We start from the raw sequence: 22,012 nt of genomic DNA, 5'->3' as shown, positions 1-22,012 counted from the left end.
GGCTCATAACCCGAAGGTCGCAGGTTCAAATCCTGTCCCCGCAACCAAATGGTCCCGTGGTGTAGCGGTTAACATGCCTGCCTGTCACGCAGGAGATCGCCGGTTCGATCCCGGTCGGGACCGCCATACATATGAATTTTAAAACGAAACGATTTGTTTCGTTTTTTTTTATATATAAAATAGGATTACCGTTTCTGTAGGCAATGAAGATTCGTTATAAATTTAGCGACATTATTAAGTATTAGGAATTATTACTGTTTGACAATCCCTTAATGTTTTGAAATGATATAATATGGCAAAGTTAGAATAGACGAGTATGAATTTTTTGGTGGTGAAGTAATTGGAAATTGTTTTACATACAAATACAGAGGAAGAAACGCAGGAAATTGCTTATCTTCTTGGTGAAATTGTTCAACAGAAAGATGTTATTTTATTAGAGGGTGACTTAGGTGCTGGTAAAACAACTTTTACAAAGGGATTTGCTAAAGGACTTGGCGTAAAAAGAACCGTTAACAGCCCTACATTTAATATAATAAAAGAATATAAAGGTAGAATTCCACTATACCATATGGATGTTTATCGATTAGAAGGAAGTAACGAGGATTTAGGTTTTGATGAATATTTTATGGGTGAAGGTGTTTGTGTAGTAGAATGGGCACATTTAATTTCAGATTACTTACCAAATGAATTCTTGAAAATTGTTATTACACATAAAGAAAATGGTAGAATGATTACTTTATTCCCTAAAGGAGCAAGGTATGAATTTGTTTGTAAGGAGTTAATAAAAGATGACCGTTTTAGCAATTGATACATCAACAAATGTAATGGGTATTAGTCTTTTAATAGATGAATCAGTTATTGGTGAAACTATTACATTTATAAATAAAAATCATTCCGTACGATTAATGCCTGCAATTGATGCTTTAATGAAGGAATGTAATATTAAACCTAAGGATTTAACAAAGATTGTTGTTGCAAAAGGACCGGGGTCGTATACTGGTGTAAGAATTGGAGTTACTGTAGCGAAAACAATAGCTTTTTCGTTAAATATACCTATCGTAGGTGTATCTAGTTTAAAGGTATTGGCGTCAAATGGTCGTTACTTTGAGGGGCTAGTGTGCCCAATATTCGATGCGAGAAGAAATTTGCTGTTTACAGGACTATATGATTTTAGAGGATCTGCAACTTCAAGTATTTTAGACGATTGTAATATAGATCGAAGTGTATGGATGGACAAATTAAAGTCATTTAATGAGCCAATCCTTTTTATAGGCAATGATGTTTCGATCCATAAGGATTACATTATTGAACAGCTAAACGAACGTGCAATATTTGTAACGAATAATTTAAACAACCAAAGACCAAGTGAATTATTTAATTGTAGTCTTGAGGAAAAGGAAGAATCAGTTCATGATTTTGCACCTGAGTATTTAAGATTATCTGAGGCTGAAGCAAATTGGTTAGCAGACCAAGAAAAGTAGGAGGATGTTATGATTTCATCAGTTGCTTTTCGACAAATGAGAGAAGAAGATTTAAATCAAATAATGGAAATAGAAAAAAAGTCATTTGCAACTCCATGGACTTATGATGCGTTTTATAATGAGTTACATACAAACCAATTTGCACATTATGTTGTAGCAGAGGTTGATCATGAAATTATTGGATATTGTGGATTATGGGTAATTATCGATGAGGGACATATTACGAATATTGCTATATTGCCGGAGTATCGTGGTAAGGGTCTTGGAGAAAAATTACTTCTTGCAGTAATGGATACTGCTCATGAACTTGGTGCAGAAACATTAACATTAGAAGTAAGAGTCTCAAATGATGTTGCAAAGGGTTTATATCGAAAGCTTGGATTCCAAGATGGAGGAATTCGCAAAAGTTATTATACAGATAATTATGAGGATGCTTTAGTAATGTGGGTGAATATAAATGATCATAAAAGATAATTGTTTAATTCTTGCTATTGAAACTAGCTGTGATGAGACATCGGCAGCTGTTATTAAGAATGGTAATGAAATATTAAGTAATATTGTCTCAACTCAGATCGATATCCATAAGCGATTTGGTGGTGTTGTACCAGAGGTTGCTTCAAGATTACATGTTGAACAAATTACATTAGTGATAGAAGAGGCATTGTCAAAAGCAAATGTCGACTATACAGACTTATCAGCTATTGCAGTTACAGAAGGTCCAGGTTTAGTTGGAGCACTACTGATTGGCGTAAATGCTGCGAAAGCAATTGCCTTTGCACATGACTTACCTTTAATCGGTGTACATCATATTGCAGGTCATATTTATGCTAATAGACTTATACAGGAATTGCATTTCCCTCTATTAGCTCTTGTTGTCTCTGGTGGGCATACTGAGCTTGTTTATATGAAAGAAGACAGTAAATTTGAAGTAATTGGTGAAACAAGAGATGATGCAGCTGGAGAAGCTTATGACAAAGTAGCTAGAACTTTAAAGCTTCCTTATCCAGGTGGTCCACATATTGATCGATTGGCAGAAGAAGGTAGTCCAAATATTCCATTTCCAAGAGCTTGGTTAGAGGAAGGAAGCTACGATTTCAGTTTTAGTGGATTAAAATCTGCCGTGATTAACTATATGCATAATGCTGAACAGCGTGGTGTTGAAATCTCTCCAGCAGATGTTGCTGCAAGCTTTCAGGAGAGTGTAGTAGAAGTAATTGTTAAGAAAACAATTCAAGCAGCAAAAGAATATGATGTAAAACAAGTATTGTTAGCAGGTGGAGTAGCTGCAAACAAAGGCTTACGTGCTTCACTACAAAAAGAAATGAGTATATTTAGTGATAAAGAGTTAGTCATTCCACCTCTTTCACTTTGTACTGATAATGCTGCAATGATCGGTGCAGCTGCGTATGTTCGTTTTAAACAAGGAAAAGTATCTACTTTAGCTTTAAATGGTAATCCAGGTTTAGATTTAGAAACAATGTAAAAGAGACTTATTCACATTTTAAACAAAATATGTGGATAAGTCTTTTTAGTTTGTTTACAACTTAATAACATTATGTGAACAATATTGTGTATAACTTTATATAATAATTGTGGATAATGTGCATAAGTCTGTGTAAAAGCTTAAAAATTTCAAATTCTTTGTGGATAATCATGTAGATAAATAAAAAACGGATCGCTTTTTGCGAATCCGTTCTTTGTTTATTCTTGTAAGTTCTCCCATTCTTCCATCAGAGACATTAAATTTGATTCATAATCATTTTTCTTAATGGTTAGCTCTTGAACGAGTTGAAAATCTCCGTAAACTTCTGGTTTACATAGTTCAAGTTCGATTTGTTCAATTTCTTTTTCGATACTTGAAATACTACTTTCAATCTCTTCTATACGACGTTGTGTTTGGCGTAGCTTTTTCTTTAACTCTTTATCCTGTTGATAATCTGAAATTGGTTGCTGATTAGTTTGACGAATCTGATTTTCGGAGTTTTCCTTTTCAGCCAGTTCCTTTTCATAAGCTTCATTTTTCTTGAATAAATAATAATCATAGTCGCCTAGGTAAGGAGTTAAACCTTCTTTTGCAAGTTCAAATGTTTTTGTGGATAACCTGTTCATAAAGTATCGATCATGGGATACAAATAAAATCGTTCCTGGATAATCTAAAAGAGCATTCTCTAATACTTCCTTACTATCTAAATCTAAGTGATTCGTTGGCTCATCCAGAATTAAGAAGTTTGCTTTTTTCATCATAAGCTTTGCAAGAGCCAATCTAGCTTTCTCTCCACCACTTAAAGACGAGACATTTTTCGTAACGTCGTCCCCAGAGAATAAAAAGTTACCTAAGATTGTTCTAATTTCTTGTTCAGCTTTTAATGGATATTCATCCCATAACTCATCAAGTACTCTTTTGTTTGACGTTAATTTAGCTTGCTCTTGGTCGTAGTAACCGATAAAAACATTTGCTCCGAAATCTATACTGCCTTGTAGCTTTTCTAAATCTCCAATGATCGTTTTAAGTAATGTAGATTTTCCAACTCCATTCGGACCTACAAGGGCAACACTATCCCCACGATTTAGAACAAATTGCATTGATTGATCGATAGTCGGTACACGGTCGTAACCAATGAAAAGGTCTTTCACGTTAAGTACATCATTTCCACTTTGTTTTTCAATTGTAAATGAAAAATTGGCAGAAGACTCATCTCCTTGTGGTTTATCCACTCTGACCATTCGATCTAGTTGCTTTCTACGGCTTTGAGCTCTTTTAGTAGTAGAAGCACGTGCGATATTTCTCTGAACAAAATCTTCGAGTTTAGCGATTTGTTCTTGTTGTTTTTCAAATTGCTTTAAATCTTGTTCATATTGAGCAGCTTTAAGTTCTAAATGCTTACTATAATTTCCCACATATCTTTGATGCTTGTGGTTTGAAATTTCATAAACGATATTTACAACTTGATCAAGAAAATATCGATCATGTGACACAATTAATACAGCACCAGGGTAGGATTGTAAATAACGTTCAAGCCAGCTAAGCGTATCAATGTCTAAATGGTTCGTAGGCTCGTCCAGAATTAATAAATCTGGTTTTGTTAGTAATAGCTTACCTAATGCAAGTCTCGTTTTCTGGCCACCACTTAATGATGATATTTTTGTATGATAATCTTCATTTGAAAAGCCAAGACCACTAATAATCGAACGGATATCTGCTTCAAACTGATATCCACCATTTTCTTTAAATGTAAATTGAAGATGATCATATTCGTTTACAATCTTATCGTAAACTGCTTGATTTGAATAAACATCTTCTTGGGTCATTTTATGTTCTAGCTTTCTCATGTTATCCTGCATCTCTACTAAATGGCTGAATACAGAGTAGTATTCTTCCCATATAGAGCGATCACTTTGTAATCCAGAGTTTTGAGCTAGATATCCAATCGTGACATCTTTTGGTTTAATTAATTCGCCGCCATCATACGATATTTCACCAGCGATAATTTTTAAAAGAGTAGACTTACCGGCACCATTTCGACCAACAATTGCTACTCGATCATTTGTCTGAACTTCTAATTTAATATTTGAAAGTATAATGTCACTACCAAAGTATTTGGAGACATTATTAACTTGTAATAGGATCAAGATATTCACCTCATTGCAAAATTTTTTATCTATTAAACTGTTTACTGTCAAAATTCATAAATATAGTGTATATTTTACAGTAGAACAAGTACTTTATTACTAAAATGAAGGCTATTTACACAATATAGTAAAAAGAATTACAGTAACAGTAAGTGGGGGATTGTAAAATGGAGTCGGAACAAATTAAAATTCCACAAGCTACTGCTAAACGTCTACCTTTATATTACCGTTTTATAAAGAATTTGTCTTTATCAGGTAAACAAAGAGTTTCTTCAGCAGAGTTAAGTGAAGCAGTAAAAGTAGATTCCGCTACAATTAGAAGAGATTTTTCGTATTTTGGTGCCTTAGGAAAAAAAGGGTATGGCTATAATGTAAATTATTTATTAACTTTTTTCTCGAAAGCGCTTAACCAACACGAAGTAATGAAAGTAGCGTTAATCGGTGTGGGTAATTTAGGAACCGCATTTTTACATTATAATTTTATAAAAAACAATAATACTAAGATTGAAATGGCGTTTGATATCGATCCAATGAAGATTGGAACAGAAATAGGTGGAGTTCCAGTCTATAATCTTGATAAATTAGAAGAAATAATGAACGATGACATTCAAATTGTCATTTTAACTGTTCCTGCCCAAGTCGCTCAGTCGATTGCAGACCGTTTAAAAGGTAAAAATATAAGAGGTATTTTAAATTTTACACCGGCACGTATTAGTGTTCCGGAACATATTAGAATACATCATATTGACTTGGCTGTTGAATTACAAACACTAGCATACTTCTTACAACAATAAGGAAATTAAAAACCCCCAATCGAATGGGGGTTTTTTAATAGATGAAATGAAATAATTTAATTTGTTGAAATACGACAAATGAGTTCATAAACATATGAGTTAAAATTGGGACTAAAATCGAATTTGTTCGTTTATATAGATAACAAAATATAAATCCGATCAGAAAATAAGATAAAAAGAATGGCAAGTCGCCGTGCATGAAAGCAAAAATAATTGAACTAATACTAGCAGAAACAATAAATGGAAAACGTTCAAATAGCTTTTTAAAAATAATACGACGGAATACGATTTCTTCCAATATCGGTGCAATTAAACTTGGAATGACGATAAAAGCTGGGTTTAGCTTAGCGATATTAATAATGTTCTGGGTGTTTTCTGACCCTTTATCTAAATCAAAAACTAAAATTAAAATGAGATTACACACTATTTGAGTAAACATTGTGACAGCATAACCTAATAAAGCCCATTTTAATATTTTCATCGTAAAACTAAATGAAAGATTTTTTATTCCAATCGAAATCGGACCTCTTAATAAAATGAAAATAATTAGGAGACCAGTAATAAAACTAATACATCCCCATAAACCAACTGCTTCGATTTTAGCAGTCTCTTTGTCCAAACCTTCGTATAAACTACTGTCTAATAGAAAACGAACACCATACAATCCTGAATACTGAATCAAAACATACGTTAATAAAATCCATAAATCTCTTGTTTTCAAAACGATAACTCCTTTGTGTTGATATTTTCATAACCCAAAGGTTTATATAACAACATGTACATTATTGTACTCGTTTAAGGAGGTTCTTAAAAGGTATTTACATATTTTTATTAAACTTCCTTAAAATACGTTGATTAAAATTAATAAATTTCGACAAGAAAAGTGCTAGCTTCGGACTTGCAAAATCTCATGATATTATTTAAACTAATAATTGTGTTAGCACTCAATATTAATGAGTGCTAAAAAATAATGATTAGATTATTGAGGAGGTATTACACATGTTAAAACCACTAGGTGATCGTGTTGTAATTGAGCTTGTTGAGTCTGAAGAAAAAACTGCTAGCGGTATCGTATTACCAGGTAGTGCACAAGAAAAGCCACAAGAGGGCAAAGTTGTTGCAGTAGGTACTGGACGTGTACTTGAAAACGGCGAGCGCGTTGCTTTAGAAGTATCTGTAGGTGACCGCATCATCTTCTCTAAATACTCTGGTACTGAAGTTAAATATGCTGGTACTGAATACCTTGTACTTCGCGAAAACGATATTCTGGCAATTATAGGTTAATTAAATAAAATACTTAGGTTATTAAAATAATTTTTAAAATTTTAAGGAGGTCATTTTAATGGCAAAGGACATTAGATTTGGTGAAGAAGCACGTCGCGCAATGCTACGTGGTGTAGATGCTTTAGCTGATGCTGTAAAAGTAACATTAGGACCAAAAGGACGTAACGTAGTTCTTGAGAAAAAATTTGGTTCTCCATTAATTACAAATGATGGTGTAACAATCGCAAAAGAAATTGAATTAGAAGATGCGTTTGAAAACATGGGTGCTAAATTAGTAGCAGAAGTTGCTAGCAAAACGAATGAAATTGCTGGGGACGGTACAACAACTGCAACTGTATTAGCACAAGCGATGATTCGTGAAGGTCTTAAAAACGTTACAGCTGGTGCAAACCCAATGGGTATCCGTAAAGGTATCGAAAAAGCTGTTGCTGTTGCACTTGAAGAATTAAAAACGATTTCTAAACCAATCGAAGGCAAAGAATCTATTGCTCAAGTAGCTGCAATTTCTTCTGCTGATCCAGAAGTGGGCGATTTAATCGCTGAAGCAATGGAACGTGTTGGTAACGATGGAGTTATTACACTTGAAGAATCAAAAGGTTTCACAACTGAATTAGAAGTGGTAGAAGGTATGCAATTTGATCGTGGATACTCTTCACCTTACATGGTTACAAATTCAGATAAAATGGTAGCTGAATTAGAAAACCCATATATTTTAATTACTGATAAAAAAGTAACAAATATTCAAGAAATCTTACCAGTCCTTGAGCAAGTAGTTCAACAAGGTAAGCCATTATTAATTATTGCTGAAGATGTTGAAGGTGAAGCACAAGCTACAATCATCGTTAACAAATTACGTGGCACATTTAATGCTGTAACTGTAAAAGCTCCAGGATTTGGTGACCGCCGTAAAGCAATGTTAGAAGATATCGCAGTATTAACTGGCGGTGAAGTAATTACAGAAGAATTAGGATTAGATCTTAAAACGACTAATATTACTCAATTAGGCCGTGCTTCAAAAGTTGTTGTAACAAAAGAAAATACAACAATCGTTGAAGGTGCTGGTGAAACTGAAGCAATTCAAAGACGTATTGGTTTAATTCGTGCTCAATTAGAAGAAACTACTTCTGAATTTGATCGTGAAAAATTACAAGAGCGTCTTGCAAAATTAGCTGGTGGCGTAGCAGTAATCAAAGTTGGTGCAGCAACTGAAACTGAGCTAAAAGAACGTAAATTACGTATTGAAGATGCTTTAAACTCAACACGTGCTGCAGTAGAAGAAGGTATTGTAGCTGGTGGTGGTACTGCATTAATGAGCGTATTCAATAAAGTAGCTGCAATTGAAGCTGAAGGTGATGTTGCTACAGGTATCAACATCGTATTACGTGCGCTTGAAGCACCAGTTCGTCAAATTGCAACAAATGCTGGTTTAGAAGGATCAGTAATTATCGAGAAATTAAAATCTGCTGAAGTTGGCGTTGGTTTCAATGCTGCTAACGGACAATGGGTAAACATGATTGAAGAAGGAATCGTTGACCCAACTAAAGTAACACGTTCTGCACTTCAAAATGCAGCATCTGTTTCTGCAATGTTCTTAACAACTGAAGCTGTTGTAGCTGACCTACCTGAGAAAAATGCTCCTGCAATGCCTGACATGGGCGGCATGGGTATGGGCGGCATGATGTAATATCATCCCCTTAATAAAAACCCCGTAAACATTGTTTACGGGGTTTTACTTTACTATATTTTAAAAAGAAAAACCCCTCCAAGGGGGTTAAGTTCACTTATACGATAAAATCATCAAATATCGGATCAATTAACTCGCCATTGCTTAACTGACCTCTATTTTTAATTTTACATTTGATAAAAGGTTCAACATAGGTGTAGATTTTGTCTTCGCCAGTTTTTATATGCTTTGTAACACTGAAAAATGCTTTTCTTTGTCCATTATTCATTCCAAATTCTACGATGCCGACATTTTCAAATTGATTGTTTTTATATTCAGAGATTAATAATCCCATACCTTGTTTTTTATACCCAGTAATGTAGTAAACATTGTACTTCCAATTAATTACTTTTAACCAATTCAAAGATCGGTGAGCTGGTATATAAAAAGAATCTTTTGATTTTGCGACAATCCCTTCAAGGCCAAGCTCTTTAATTTGTTCAAACAACGTTATACCATCTGATTCAATAAAGAAGCTTTTCTTAATGAATTGTTGGTCTTTCAGTACGTCAGCAAGAATTTCTTTTCTAGTCGATAAAGGTTCTTTCATCAAATTTCGTTTTCTAATTCGTAATATATCAAAAACGATGTATGTTAATGGGAACTCTTTACTTCCCTGAATAATTTTATGTTCTTGAATTGTATTTACTCGATTTAAGGCAGCTTCATAATCCTCTTGGCCATCGTTATAACAAACGAGTACGCCGTCCAAATAACAATCATCTAATTCAATAATGTCAAGTTCGGGTATTCTACCTGTTAATTCCGTACCATTTTCCGTGTAAAGCTTATTTATTCCATTTTCTCGTTCCAGTAGTAATCGAACACCATTAGATTTTAATTCGAAGTAATGCTCATCAGAATCAAATGGGTTGTCAGCAGTTTGTAATAACATTGGCTCAATAAACATGTTTTAATCCACTCACTTGATTAATGTTAATATACATAATCTAGTCCTTCCCATTTTTTTAGTTTTTGAGTTTATTTATCATAAATTTGCGTTCAAGTGTTTGTTTCTTTTTGTAAGTATTTATATTTTTATCTTCATTAGTTAATTTACTGATATATTACCCCTATTTCAAGTCATAACTTGTCTTCTTTCACAATAAAATTAAATTATCTACTGTGAAATGTGGTGAAAAGAAATGGGGAAAAAAAGTAGTTATAGAATAACAGAGCTAATGTTAAACGAGTATTATGATTTGAGTCAAAAAAAGAAAGACATTGAAAATCAAATGGAGCAATTGCAAAAAGTATTTCATGGTTTTCTTGATCAACAATTTGGAGAGAATGAAAAAGGCGAGTTCGTGATCAATAATTTGAAATTAGAGCGAATCATTAGAAAGAAAGAGAAGTTTCATGACGCAGAAACAGTTAGTAAACTTGAGGAGCTAAAATTAGCTGATTTAGTTCAAGTTATTAAAAAACCAGATGGTGATAAAATAAAATCAGCCATTAATCTTGGTTTACTAAATGAAAAAGATTTAGACGGATGTATTTCAATTAATTCGACACAAGCAATCTATGTAAAGCCAGTTAAAACAAAATAATTACATTGATTAAGGGAGGGCTAAATGCTCTCCTTTTTTTATTTGTCACCAATTTTTGTACTTTGAATATTTTATTAGTATGCGAGTACAAGCATAAAAAGTAAGTATATCATGCTTGAATAAATAAAGAGGGAGCTTTAGATATGGCACTTTGGAAAAATGACTTTATTACAATCAACAAATATACAAGACCGTCTATAAAGTTAAAGGCTATTAAAAAGATAGTGTTACATTGGACGGCTAACCCTGGAGCAAGTGCTGAAAACCATCAAAGGTACTTTAATGGTACAGCTATAAAAAATAAAACATATGCATCTGCTCATATTTTTGTAGATCCTAATGAAGCGATTTGTATTATACCATTTGATGAAGTAGCTTATCATGCAAACGACCAGTATGAACGAAATAGTCGTGGTGAAGTATTTCGAGGCGTACCAGAGTTATCCCCAAATGCTAATTTATTATCAGTAGGCGTTGAAATGTGTGTTGAGAGAGATGGCAGTATCTCGTCAGCTACAATAAAGAGAACTGCAACAGTAATAGCTGCGTTATGTAAAGCTTATAAATTAGATGAAAACGATATTGTTAGACATTATGATGTAACACATAAACTTTGTCCAAAACCATTTGTGGATAATCCAGAAAAATTTAATGATTTCAAAGCACAGGTCAGAGCAATCTTAAATCCACCTAAAAAACAAATAACTACTAGCCAAAAAGATTCTGTTCCGTATAAAGGAATATTAAAAGAGGGATCTAGAGGAGCTTCAGTAAAAAAAGTTCAGCAGAAACTTAAAATAACGGCAGATGGGATTTTTGGTCCTAATACAGAAAAGGCAGTTAAAAATTTTCAAACAAAGAACAGATTAGCGGCGGATGGTATCGTCGGTCCCAAAACATGGAGCAAGCTTTTTTAATGCTTGTATGAAGGGTTTATTAAGGGACTATCATCTTATCATACTTTTTGTAAGTGAATTGGTAATCAAGAAGATGAAATAGTTGAAGTGAAATTACTTGCTAATCGCATTCAAAATTAGTCTTTTAAAAGTCGTATTGATGTCTTTAAATGGCTAAAAAAAATCCCTAAGCTAATTAGATTAGGGATTTTTTCATTTAATGAGGTGAAATTACTTTTAACCCAATTACTGATGCAACGACAAGTGTAATAAAGAAAAGTCTTTTCCAGTCGCGAGATTCTTTAAAGAACATCATTCCGATAATGACCGAACCGGCAGCACCAATTCCGGTCCATATTGTATACCCAGTTCCAACAGGGATAACTTTTAAAGCTTTTGAGAGTAAATAAAAACTAATCCATCCAGAGACAACACATAAAATAGAGTAATTTAGTTTTTTAAAATTGTTGGAAAGCTTCATAAATGTAACAAAACCAACTTCTCCTAAACCCGCAATTAATAAATAAATCCATGCCATTTTATGCAGCACCTCCTTTATCTTCTTGGGGGTCTGATTTTGTTGTTAATTTTAAGCCTACTATGCCAGATAGTAGAGTAATTACTAAAATAATCTTCATGAGGGAGGCTGTTTCGTTTAAGAATATCATTCCGATGATAACCGTTCCAGCAGCTCCTATACCGGTAAAAACTGCATAAGCCGTACCAATCGGAATTACTTTAATCGATTTAGAGAATAAATAAAAGCTTATGATAATGCCTATTAATGTCAGTATAGTAGGCACCGTATTTGTAAAACCATCTGAATACTTAAGTCCAAAAGCCCAAGCAATTTCACAAATCCCTGCAATAATTAAATAAACCCAGCTCATCTTTTATCTCTCCTTTTTTGTTGCAATCGATCGCCAAAAAAAGCTCCAAGCAGCTTTTAAGCGTTTCTTTACTAATTCTTCGTCGGGATCAAACAATTGAATAAAACAACTATCTAATAAGTGGATGTAAGCATCTACTAATTCATCCACATCGTTATGAAAAATTTCATTATTTTTTATGCCTTTTTCGAATAGTCCGCGGATTATTAGAAGTAATTGATTTTCAAACTCTTCGTAGCGTTTTAGTAAAAGCCCCTCTAATTCCTTTGGAGGGAATAACATCATTCTTTTCAGAAATAAACCTAAGTCTTCATGTTGAAAAAAAGTTCGAGTGCTTTCTAATACAGAATAAAGTTGCTCCTCAACTGTTAGATGATTGTATTTTTCTATTTCTTGTTTAAATTTTGATACATACACAGAGCTTAAGTTTTCAATAATATTTAAAAAAATCTCTTGTTTATTTTCATAATGTGCGTAAATAGAAGGTTTTTTAATGCCAACTGCTTTCGCAATCTCGGTCATCGTCGCTTTTTCATAACCATTTTCTGCATACAATTTAATTGTAGCTTCCTGTATTTTTAAAACCGTAGCATTAGTTTTCATTTCAATCACTCCTTAAAAGACATTAGTAAAACTACCTACCGTTCGTTAGGTAAATCATACATCAATATGATTTTCTTTTCAACTTATAGCGTTTCCATAAAAATTTATATGGAAATACCTTGACCGGTAAAATATACGTTGATAGAATGAGACAATAATACAAAATACGTCAATATTCTTCATATATCCTCGACAATATGGGTCGAGAGTCTCTACCGGAGCGCCGTAACATGCTCTGACTATGAAGGCAGCATGACTTTTTTAGCGATAAGTCTGATTTTCTGCCTTCTTTTTTCATGTTACACATGTACAAAAGGGAGAAAATCGGCTTTTTTTTATTTTTTTGGGAAAAATAGTATCAGTTCAACTGATACGTTAATTCAATATTATAGATGAGGTGACCGTTTTGCAAAAACATGACACGATTGTTGTACTAGATTTTGGAAGCCAATATAACCAATTAATTGCGCGCCGTATACGTGAGTTTGGCGTTTATAGTGAATTACGTCCTCATACAATTACTGCTGAGGAAATTAAAGAAATGGGTGCTAAGGGAATAGTTTTCTCTGGTGGACCAAACAGTGTGTATGGTGAAAATGCTTTTTACTGTGATAAAGCTATATTTGAATTAGGACTTCCTATTTTAGGAATATGCTACGGTATGCAATTAATGACTCAGCATTTTGGTGGAACAGTTGAAAAAGCTGACCAACGTGAATATGGTAAAGCTGAATTAAATATTCAAATGCAATCTGCACTATTAAAAGATTTACCAAATGATCATGTAGTATGGATGAGTCATGGTGATAAAGTTACACAACAACCTGAAGGCTTCGTAGTAGATGCAACAAGTGCATCTTGTCCGATTGCGGCAATGAGTAATGAAGCGAAAAAAATGTATGGAGTTCAGTTCCATCCAGAGGTACGTCACTCTGAATATGGAAATGACTTATTAAAGAACTTTGTTTTCAATATTTGCGAATGTGAAGCAAATTGGTCTATGAAAAACTTTATTGAAGTTGAGCTTGAAACTATTCGTCAAACTGTTGGTGACAAAAAAGTACTTTGTGCACTAAGTGGTGGCGTTGATTCTTCAGTAGTTGCTGTATTAATCCACAAAGCAATTGGTGATCAGTTAACATGTATCTTCGTTGATCACGGTTTACTACGTAAGGACGAAGCAGAAGGCGTTATGAAGACGTTCAGTGAAGGCTTCAATATGAATGTAATTAAAGTTGATGCAAAAGAACGTTTCTTATCTAAATTAGCTGGCGTTTCAGATCCTGAACAAAAACGTAAAATTATCGGTAACGAGTTTATTTATGTATTTGATGATGAGGCTGCTAAATTAGAAGGTATGGACTTCTTAGCACAAGGAACTTTATACACTGACATCATTGAAAGTGGTACGGCTACTGCACAAACAATTAAATCTCATCACAATGTTGGTGGATTACCTGAGGATATGCAATTTACATTAATTGAGCCATTAAGCACATTATTTAAAGATGAAGTACGTGCGGTTGGTTCTGAGCTAGGAATTCCAGATGCAATCGTTTGGAGACAACCATTCCCAGGTCCTGGATTAGGTATTCGTGTACTTGGTGAAATTACAGATCAAAAATTAGAAATCGTTCGTGAATCTGATGCAATTTTACGTGAAGAAATCGCATTAGCTGATCTGGACAAAGAAATTTGGCAGTACTTCACAGTTTTACCTGATATCCGTAGTGTTGGGGTAATGGGTGACGAACGTACGTATGATTACACAGTAGGAATTAGAGCAGTAACATCTATTGATGGAATGACTGCTGATTGGGCACGTATCCCATGGGATGTACTACAAAAAATCTCAACTCGTATTGTAAATGAAGTTAAGCATGTAAATCGCATCGTGTATGATGTAACGAGCAAGCCACCTGCAACGATTGAGTGGGAATAACATTCTAATATTTGGAAAAAAACGAACGAAAACGAACATTTTAATTTAAATGTTCGTTTTTTTTGTTGACACATAGTTTAGATGGTTGTAATATAAGGATGTAAATAATAAATAATTTGTCATAACTTGTCGTATAAGCTAGTGAATATGGACTAGCGTCTCTACCTGCCACCGTAAATGGCGGACTACGAAGTAATGATTTCTGTATATTTAACCTACTATCTAGCTATTATTCTATTATCCCTAGGTTATAACTTACAGAATGAAACTGCTCGTGATAGGCGCTTTTACCAATTGTGTAAAAGTGCCTTTTCTATTTATAAAATAGAGACCGACTTTTAAGACTTAATATACTTAGGAGGATCACATGAAAGAACGTATTAGTAATTATTTTGAGTTCAACAAGTTAGGCACATCATTTCGTCAAGAAACAATTGCTGGTTTAACAACATTCTTAGCAATGGCTTACATTTTATTCGTAAATCCATCAATTCTTTCTTTATCAGATATAAAAGATTTTCCAGAAACATTAAGAATGAATAGAGAAGCAATTTTTGTTGCTACTTCATTGGCGGCGGCATATGGTTCGATTTTAATGGGTATTTATGCAAGATATCCAATTGCTTTAGCACCAGGTATGGGATTAAATGCTTTCTTTGCATTTAACGTAGTTCTTGGAATGGGTATTCCATGGCAAACTGCTTTAGCTGGCGTTTTTGTATCAGGTATCTTATTCATTGTCTTATCTTTAACAGGACTTCGTGAACAAATTATAAATGCAATTCCAATTGAATTAAAATTAGCAATCGGTAGTGGTATTGGTTTCTTTATTACATTTGTTGGTTTAAAAAATTCAGGTATTATTGTAAGTAACCCAGCAACTTTTGTTGCACTTGGTAAATTAAATGAACCTGCTGTATTATTAACTATTTTCGGTTTAGTGGTTACTGTCATTTTAATGGCTAGAAAAGTGAAAGCTGGCGTATTTTTAGGTATGATCGTAACTGCAATCGCGGGTATGATTTTTGGAATTATTGATTTACCATCTTCAGTTGTTGGTCCAGTTCCAAGTATTGCACCTACATTTGGTGAAGCAATTAAACATATTCCAGATGTATTCTCTTCACCTCAAATGTTTGCAGTTGTATTAACGTTCTTCATTGTAGATTTCTTTGATGCAACAGGTACATTAGTTGCTGTTGCAAATCAAGCAGGTTTATTAAAGGATAATAAACTTGAAAGAGCTGGAAAAGCATTAATGGTTGATGCTACTGCAGTAGTAGTTGGTTCAACTCTTGGAACAAGTACTACAACTTCATATATCGAATCAACTGCAGGTGTTGCTGCAGGTGGACGTACTGGATTCTCAGCAGTTATTACGGGCTTATTATTCTTATTAGCATTGTTCTTTGCACCACTATTAGGTGTTGTAACAGCAGCAGTAACTTCTCCAGCATTAATCGTTGTTGGTGTGCTAATGGTATCTTCAATTGGTCAAATTGACTGGAAGAAATTCGAAATTGCTGTACCAGCTTTCTTCACAATTATCGCAATGCCGTTAACTTACAGTATTGCAACAGGTATTGCTGTTGGATTTATCTTCTATCCAATTTCAATGCTAGCTGCTGGAAAAGCGAAAAAAATTCACCCGATTATGTATGTACTATTTGTTGTATTCCTTCTATTCTTAACATATTTCAGAGAATAGTAAATTATAAATCCCAAAATATAAAGCTTGGACAACGATAAATCTCGATGTCCAGGCTTTTCTTTTTTAAAAAATTGTGTACGATTAGAATAAAAACGAAAATAGAGGGTATTTTTGAATGGAATTTCATGAACAAAAAATTTTACCAGCTGTTAGAAAAATCAAGGATTTAGAAAAATTACTAACTAGTTCTTATGAATATATCGTTATTTTAGATATTCATATTGGCCAGCTTAAAAGTGTGGTGTCGCTTGCTAAGCAACATTGTAAGAAAGTATTTTTACATGTAGATCTAATACACGGTTTGCAAAGTGATGGATATGCGGCGGAATATTTATGCCAGGAGTTTAAACCATACGGGCTATTATCTACAAAATCAAATGTGATTTTAAAAGCAAAGCAAAAAGGTGTTGTTGCAATACAACGTATTTTTTTAATCGATTCTAGTGCGATGGAGAAAAGTATAACGTTATTAGAAAAAACTAAACCAGATTATATTGAAGTTTTACCAGGTGCTCTAACAAATGTAATAGCAGAAGTAAAGGAGCGCACAGGTATTCCGATATTAGCAGGTGGTTTTATTCGGACGACCGAAGATGTAAAGGCTGCTTTAGATGCTGGTGCAACAGCAATTACTACTTCTGATAAAGAGTTGTGGAAAAATTTCCTAAAAAAGTGACTGAAATGTGAAATATAGGATTGACAACGTTTTCATTTATGAGTTAGCATAAAGACAAGTTAATATACGTGACGGAGAAATAAAGAGATCCACAATTGAATGTTTCTATAGTTCTTATAGAAACAATTTAGTTGTGGGTCTTTTTGTTTTTAAATACGAATGGCCATTCAATTTAGTTCTCTCACGAAGATCAACTTAAACCGAATGTGGAGGGATTTTATGTCAGCATTTTTAGGAGAGTTAATTGGGACAGCTTTGTTGATAGTTCTAGGTGGTGGAGTTTGTGCAGGTGTGAGTCTAAAGAAATCATTTGCGAAGGATTCTGGTTGGATTGTTATTACACTAGGCTGGGGATTAGCAGTGGCGATTGCGGTTTATGCGGTAGGAAGTATTAGTGGAGCACATTTAAATCCAGCGGTTACGTTTGGGTTAGCTTTTAAGGGGTCTTTTCCTTGGAGCCAAGTACCTGAGTATGTTGCAGCACAATTAATTGGTGCAATAATTGGGGCAACAATTGTATATTTACATTACTTACCACATTGGAAGGAAACAGAGGATCCAGGTACAAAATTAGGAGTATTTGCAACAGGACCTGCTATTCCTAATACTTTTGCAAATTTATTAAGTGAAATTATTGGTACATTCATCTTAGTATTTGGTATCTTAGCGATCGGTTCGAATAAGTTTGCTGATGGATTAAATCCATTCATCGTTGGTTTCTTAATTGTAAGTATTGGTTTATCATTAGGTGGAACAACCGGGTACGCAATTAACCCAGCTCGAGATTTAGGTCCTCGTATTGCACATTTTTTACTCCCAATAGCAGGAAAAGGCGGATCGAACTGGAAATATGCATGGATACCTGTTGTAGCTCCATTATTAGGTGGATCATTAGCCGGATTATTTTATGAAGTAATATTTGAAGGTAAACATAATACAGCCTTATATTATGTGATTTTTGTTACAGTGGTTATTCTAGCAATCTCTTATATGACAAGTAATATGAAATTTAATAATAGTAATAATAGTAAAGCAGCTTAAGGAGGAGAAATAAGAATGAAAAAATATATCCTTTCACTTGATCAAGGAACAACAAGTTCACGTGCTATTCTTTTTAATAATGAAGGAAAAATAGTACATGTAGCACAAAAAGAATTTACACAACATTTTCCTAAGCCGGGTTGGGTTGAACATAATGCACAAGAAATTTGGGGTTCAATTTTAGCGGTCATTGCAACTTGTTTAAGTGAGGCAGACATTAAACCAGAACAAATTGCTGCAATTGGCATTACGAATCAGCGTGAAACAACAGTTGTTTGGGATAAAAATACTGGTAAACCTGTCTATAATGCGATCGTTTGGCAATCCCGTCAAACTGTAGACATTTGTGATGAATTAAAAGAACAAGGCTATAGCGATATGGTTCGCGAAAAAACAGGTCTTTTAATTGATGCTTATTTCTCAGGCACGAAAGTAAAGTGGATTTTAGATCATGTAGAGGGTGCAAGAGAAAAAGCAGAAAATGGAGATTTATTATTTGGAACAATTGATACATGGCTTGTATGGAAATTATCTGGTGGAGCAGTTCATGTTACAGATTATTCAAATGCATCCCGTACTTTAATGTACAATATTCATGATTTAAGCTGGGATGATGAACTTCTAGATATGTTAACAATCCCAAAAAACATGCTTCCGGAAGTGCGATCATCTTCTGAAGTATATGGTCATACAGTGGATTACCACTTTTTTGGCCAAAGTATACCGATAGCTGGTGTAGCTGGAGATCAACAAGCAGCGCTATTTGGTCAAGCTTGCTACGGTGAGGGTATGGCTAAAAATACGTACGGAACAGGTTGCTTCATGTTAATGAATACAGGTGAAAAAGCTGTTAACTCAGACCATGGATTATTAACAACAATTGCTTGGGGTCTAAATGGAAAAGTTGAGTATGCATTAGAAGGTAGTATTTTTGTTGCAGGTTCAGCTATTCAATGGTTACGAGACGGAATGCGTATGTTTAAAGATGCAAGTCAGAGTGAAGAGTATGCTAAACGTGTAGAATCGACAGACGGAGTGTATGTAGTACCTGCTTTTGTAGGACTTGGTACACCATACTGGGATAGTGAAGTACGTGGAGCGGTATTTGGGGTAACTCGAGGAACGACAAAAGAACACTTCATTCGCGCTACTTTAGAATCTTTAGCATATCAAACAAAAGACGTTTTATGTGCAATGGAAAAAGACTCAGGAATCGAGCTTAAAACTTTACGAGTAGATGGTGGAGCGGTTAAAAATAATTTCTTAATGCAATTCCAAAGTGATATTCTAAATGTTCCAGTTGAACGTCCAGAAGTAAATGAAACAACGGCTCTGGGCGCTGCCTACTTAGCTGGTCTTGCTGTAGGTTATTGGGAAAATCAAGATACGATTGCTTCACAATGGAATATGGATAAGAGTTTTTCTCCAACTATGGATGATCATGTTAGTGAAGAGCTTTATTCTGGTTGGAAAAAGGCAATCGAAGCAACAAAAGCTTTTAAATAACATATGATAATGATAAGATGAAAACAAGTTAATATTCGGTAGGAGATTGAGAGAGACCACAACACGCTATAGAAGCGAATTCTATAGTGATGTTTGTGGTCTCTTTTTTTCGTACCATAGGAGGCAAAGTAATGAAATTTTCTAGTAAACAGAGAAAAGAGCTATTAAATGGAGTAAATAAACAAGAATTAGATGTAATTGTAATCGGTGGAGGCATTACTGGAGCTGGAATTGCACTTGATGGTGCTACTAGAGGTTTATCAACGATTGTCTTTGAAATGCAGGATTTCGCAGCCGGTACATCTAGTCGATCAACAAAGTTAGTACATGGTGGCTTACGTTATTTAAAACAATTGGAAGTAAAGATGGTCGCTGAAGTAGGGAAAGAGCGGGCAATAGTTTACGAAAATGGTCCACATGTAACTACGCCTGAATGGATGTTACTACCGTTTCATAAGGGAGGTACTTTTGGTGCTTTCAGTACATCAATTGGCCTTAGAGTTTATGATTTTCTGGCAGGAGTAAAGAGAAGTGAACGTAGGAAGATGTTTAATCGTGAAGAGACCATGAAAAAGGAACCACTTGTAAAACAAGAGGGACTAAAGGGCGGCGGATATTATGTTGAATATCGTACAGATGATGCTCGCTTAACAATTGAAGTAATGAAGGAAGCGATTGAACAAGGAGCAAAAGCGGTAAACTATGCAAAGGTAGATGGCTTCTTATATAAGAATGGAAAAGTATGCGGTGTCATTGTTGTGGATCTACTCGACGGTGAAATATATGAAGTGTATGGCAAAAAAATTGTAAATGCAGCTGGTCCGTGGGTTGATACATTAAGGGAAAAAGATCACTCGAAAAAAGGAAAAATACTTCAATTATCAAAAGGGGTACACTTAGTAATTGATCATTCTCGCTTTCCATTAGGTCAAGCGATTTACTTTGATACACCAGATGGCCGTATGGTATTTGCAATTCCACGTGGCGGTAAAACCTATGTTGGTACAACCGATACATTTTATAATGATGATGCAGCATTACCGAAAATGACGAAAGAAGATAGTAAGTATATTATTGATGCGGTTAACTATATGTTCCCTACTGTGAAGATAACAGAAAGTGACATCGAATCTAGTTGGGCTGGCGTTCGACCTTTAATATATGAAGAAGGAAAGAATGCTTCTGAAATCTCCCGTAAAGATGAAATTTGGACATCGGATTCCGGATTAATCACAATTGCAGGAGGAAAATTAACTGGTTATCGTAAAATGGCTGAATTGGTTATAGACTATGTGACGGATTTGTTGGCGAAGGAAGGCAATGGGGCTTATCCACAAAGTAAAACAAAGCATATGCCTATTTCTGGAGGGCATGTTGGTGGTGCGAAACAATTCACTACATTTATTTTAAATAAGTCCAAAGAAGGTCAGAAATTAGGATTAACAAAGCAACAGGCAGATCAATTTGCAAAATTTTATGGATCAAATGTAGATACAATTTTTCAGTTAGTTAGGGAACGCCAAGAGGAATTTCAACAATTAAATTTACCAGTGGAAGTGTTAATACCACTTGTTTATGCAATACATTATGAAATGACTGTAAAACCGGTAGATTTTTTTATACGTCGCACAGGTGCTTTATTTTTTAATATTAATTGGGTGTATGAATGGAAAGAAGCTGTAATAACGTATATGTCTAAAGAGTTTGGGTGGAGTCATGCTCAAAAAGTAAAATATTCTAATGAATTGGAAGAAGCATTAATAGATGCTGTTTCGCCAATAAATCAATTAAATCATGCAGCAACAAACGTATAATCCAAGGACACAAGTATTTGTTCTAGTAGTGAATGTGATTCTTACAAAAAATGCTTCTTATTAGAATAGGATAAGAAGCATTTTTTGTATTCTTTCATTACACAATGTAGGTAGCTATAGAAACAATTAATATAATAGAAGATTCATATTCTAAATGTTTAAGATAAAGGACGAATGATTATTCTGAATTATATTACTTTTAGTTTATGGGTTGTAATCTGAACTTCTACCTGATATATTAGTTTATGTTGTTGCGAAACACTAACAACGAATGAAAAAAACATTTAAACAAACGTTGACATAAACGTTTAAGGGTGTTATGATATTTAAGTCGCTTACGAGTGACAAAATGAACTTTGAAAACTAAACAAAACATGAAGTAAAACGTCAATTATTAGTTTTTTGAGCAATACAAGATTTAAACTTAACTATTATGGAGAGTTTGATCCTGGCTCAGGACGAACGCTGGCG

The 22,012-nt window shown here is 34.3% G+C and carries 21 protein-coding genes, 1 tRNA gene and 2 riboswitches; of the genes, 16 read left to right on the top strand and 6 right to left on the bottom strand.

What is annotated here, in order from left to right:
- Positions 1-50 precede the first annotated feature (50 nt).
- From ACX6U0_RS20980 to tsaD, 5 genes are all read left to right on the top strand, one after another.
- A tRNA-Asp gene (locus ACX6U0_RS20980) sits at positions 51-126 on the top strand.
- A 214-nt stretch (positions 127-340) separates the two neighbouring features.
- Complete coding sequence (gene tsaE / locus ACX6U0_RS20975) at positions 341-808, top strand: tRNA (adenosine(37)-N6)-threonylcarbamoyltransferase complex ATPase subunit type 1 TsaE (protein ID WP_464961763.1); 468 nt, start codon at positions 341-343, stop codon at positions 806-808.
- Complete coding sequence (gene tsaB, locus ACX6U0_RS20970) at positions 789-1,481, top strand: tRNA (adenosine(37)-N6)-threonylcarbamoyltransferase complex dimerization subunit type 1 TsaB (RefSeq protein ID WP_464961762.1); 693 nt, start codon at positions 789-791, stop codon at positions 1,479-1,481. The genes tsaE and tsaB overlap by 20 nt, the downstream gene beginning before the upstream one ends.
- A gap of 9 nt (positions 1,482-1,490) precedes the next feature.
- Positions 1,491-1,955 (top strand): ribosomal protein S18-alanine N-acetyltransferase, encoded by a 465-nt coding sequence (gene rimI, locus ACX6U0_RS20965; RefSeq protein ID WP_464961761.1) that lies wholly within the window; start codon positions 1,491-1,493, stop codon positions 1,953-1,955.
- Positions 1,939-2,964 carry a tRNA (adenosine(37)-N6)-threonylcarbamoyltransferase complex transferase subunit TsaD gene (gene tsaD / locus ACX6U0_RS20960; RefSeq protein WP_464961760.1) on the top strand — a complete coding sequence of 342 codons (1,026 nt, stop codon included), beginning with the start codon at positions 1,939-1,941 and terminating at the stop codon, positions 2,962-2,964. Before rimI ends, tsaD begins: the two co-directional genes overlap by 17 nt.
- A gap of 218 nt (positions 2,965-3,182) precedes the next feature.
- Here tsaD and ACX6U0_RS20955 read toward each other — a convergent pair whose 3' ends face one another.
- Positions 3,183-5,111: an ABC transporter ATP-binding protein gene (locus ACX6U0_RS20955; protein ID WP_464961759.1), complete on the bottom strand. Its 1,929-nt coding sequence runs from the start codon at positions 5,109-5,111 to the stop codon at positions 3,183-3,185.
- A gap of 167 nt (positions 5,112-5,278) precedes the next feature.
- Here ACX6U0_RS20955 and ACX6U0_RS20950 point away from each other — a divergent pair, with 167 nt between their 5' ends.
- Complete coding sequence (locus ACX6U0_RS20950) at positions 5,279-5,905, top strand: redox-sensing transcriptional repressor Rex (RefSeq protein ID WP_192604434.1); 627 nt, start codon at positions 5,279-5,281, stop codon at positions 5,903-5,905.
- A gap of 34 nt (positions 5,906-5,939) precedes the next feature.
- Here the strand turns inward: ACX6U0_RS20950 and ACX6U0_RS20945 are convergent, their stop codons facing one another.
- The gene (locus ACX6U0_RS20945; protein ID WP_464961758.1) at positions 5,940-6,626 is read right to left on the bottom strand and encodes a lysostaphin resistance A-like protein; all 687 of its coding nucleotides are present in this window, start codon (positions 6,624-6,626) and stop codon (positions 5,940-5,942) included.
- Between the two features lie 278 nt (positions 6,627-6,904).
- Here ACX6U0_RS20945 and groES point away from each other — a divergent pair, with 278 nt between their 5' ends.
- Together groES and groL are read left to right on the top strand one after the other, a co-directional pair.
- A complete protein-coding gene (gene groES / locus ACX6U0_RS20940; protein ID WP_464961757.1) occupies positions 6,905-7,189 on the top strand; it encodes a co-chaperone GroES in 285 nt (94 codons plus the stop codon).
- A gap of 58 nt (positions 7,190-7,247) precedes the next feature.
- Positions 7,248-8,873: a chaperonin GroEL gene (gene groL / locus ACX6U0_RS20935; RefSeq protein ID WP_464961756.1), complete on the top strand. Its 1,626-nt coding sequence runs from the start codon at positions 7,248-7,250 to the stop codon at positions 8,871-8,873.
- Positions 8,874-8,970: 97 nt separating this feature from the next.
- Here groL and ACX6U0_RS20930 read toward each other — a convergent pair whose 3' ends face one another.
- Positions 8,971-9,822 carry an ATP-dependent DNA ligase gene (locus ACX6U0_RS20930; RefSeq protein WP_464961755.1) on the bottom strand — a complete coding sequence of 284 codons (852 nt, stop codon included), beginning with the start codon at positions 9,820-9,822 and terminating at the stop codon, positions 8,971-8,973.
- A gap of 235 nt (positions 9,823-10,057) precedes the next feature.
- Here ACX6U0_RS20930 and ACX6U0_RS20925 point away from each other — a divergent pair, with 235 nt between their 5' ends.
- A complete protein-coding gene (locus ACX6U0_RS20925) occupies positions 10,058-10,462 on the top strand; it encodes a hypothetical protein (RefSeq protein ID WP_464961754.1) in 405 nt (134 codons plus the stop codon).
- Between the two features lie 143 nt (positions 10,463-10,605).
- Complete coding sequence (locus tag ACX6U0_RS20920) at positions 10,606-11,379, top strand: peptidoglycan recognition protein family protein (RefSeq protein WP_464961753.1); 774 nt, start codon at positions 10,606-10,608, stop codon at positions 11,377-11,379.
- Between the two features lie 196 nt (positions 11,380-11,575).
- Here ACX6U0_RS20920 and ACX6U0_RS20915 read toward each other — a convergent pair whose 3' ends face one another.
- The 3 genes from ACX6U0_RS20915 to ACX6U0_RS20905 are packed head-to-tail and all read right to left on the bottom strand — an operon-like array spanning position 11,576 to position 12,851.
- Positions 11,576-11,896, bottom strand: a complete 321-nt coding sequence (locus ACX6U0_RS20915) for a DMT family transporter (protein WP_464961752.1) — start codon at positions 11,894-11,896, stop codon at positions 11,576-11,578.
- Between the two features lies 1 nt (position 11,897).
- Positions 11,898-12,248, bottom strand: coding sequence for a DMT family transporter (locus ACX6U0_RS20910; protein ID WP_464961751.1), 351 nt, complete (start codon positions 12,246-12,248; stop codon positions 11,898-11,900).
- A gap of 3 nt (positions 12,249-12,251) precedes the next feature.
- The gene (locus ACX6U0_RS20905) at positions 12,252-12,851 is read right to left on the bottom strand and encodes a TetR/AcrR family transcriptional regulator (protein WP_464961750.1); all 600 of its coding nucleotides are present in this window, start codon (positions 12,849-12,851) and stop codon (positions 12,252-12,254) included.
- 159 nt (positions 12,852-13,010) lie between these two features.
- Positions 13,011-13,113: riboswitch (purine riboswitch) on the top strand.
- A 144-nt stretch (positions 13,114-13,257) separates the two neighbouring features.
- On the opposite strand from ACX6U0_RS20905, the gene guaA reads away from it, so the two are divergent.
- The 6 genes from guaA to ACX6U0_RS20875 all read left to right on the top strand — a co-directional run bounded on the left by guaA (position 13,258) and on the right by ACX6U0_RS20875 (position 21,541).
- Entirely contained in the window at positions 13,258-14,793 is a 1,536-nt protein-coding gene (gene guaA, locus ACX6U0_RS20900) for a glutamine-hydrolyzing GMP synthase (RefSeq protein ID WP_464961749.1), read from the top strand.
- Positions 14,794-14,902: 109 nt separating this feature from the next.
- Positions 14,903-15,001, top strand: a riboswitch (purine riboswitch).
- Positions 15,002-15,172: 171 nt separating this feature from the next.
- Positions 15,173-16,501 carry an NCS2 family permease gene (locus tag ACX6U0_RS20895; RefSeq protein ID WP_464961764.1) on the top strand — a complete coding sequence of 443 codons (1,329 nt, stop codon included), beginning with the start codon at positions 15,173-15,175 and terminating at the stop codon, positions 16,499-16,501.
- Between the two features lie 118 nt (positions 16,502-16,619).
- The gene (locus ACX6U0_RS20890; RefSeq protein WP_464961748.1) at positions 16,620-17,180 is read left to right on the top strand and encodes a glycerol-3-phosphate responsive antiterminator; all 561 of its coding nucleotides are present in this window, start codon (positions 16,620-16,622) and stop codon (positions 17,178-17,180) included.
- Positions 17,181-17,399: 219 nt separating this feature from the next.
- A complete protein-coding gene (locus ACX6U0_RS20885) occupies positions 17,400-18,221 on the top strand; it encodes an MIP/aquaporin family protein (protein ID WP_464961747.1) in 822 nt (273 codons plus the stop codon).
- Between the two features lie 15 nt (positions 18,222-18,236).
- Positions 18,237-19,727 carry a glycerol kinase GlpK gene (gene glpK / locus ACX6U0_RS20880; protein WP_464961746.1) on the top strand — a complete coding sequence of 497 codons (1,491 nt, stop codon included), beginning with the start codon at positions 18,237-18,239 and terminating at the stop codon, positions 19,725-19,727.
- A gap of 131 nt (positions 19,728-19,858) precedes the next feature.
- On the top strand, positions 19,859-21,541 hold the full coding sequence (locus ACX6U0_RS20875) for a glycerol-3-phosphate dehydrogenase/oxidase (protein WP_464961745.1): 1,683 nt from the start codon (positions 19,859-19,861) through the stop codon (positions 21,539-21,541).
- Positions 21,542-22,012 lie beyond the last annotated feature (471 nt).

It is taken from the genome of Gottfriedia sp. ABJ_BB2_2, assembly GCF_055484705.1.
The sequence above is the reverse complement of the archived record's forward strand: the minus strand, read 5'-3'. Positions and strand labels throughout refer to the sequence as shown.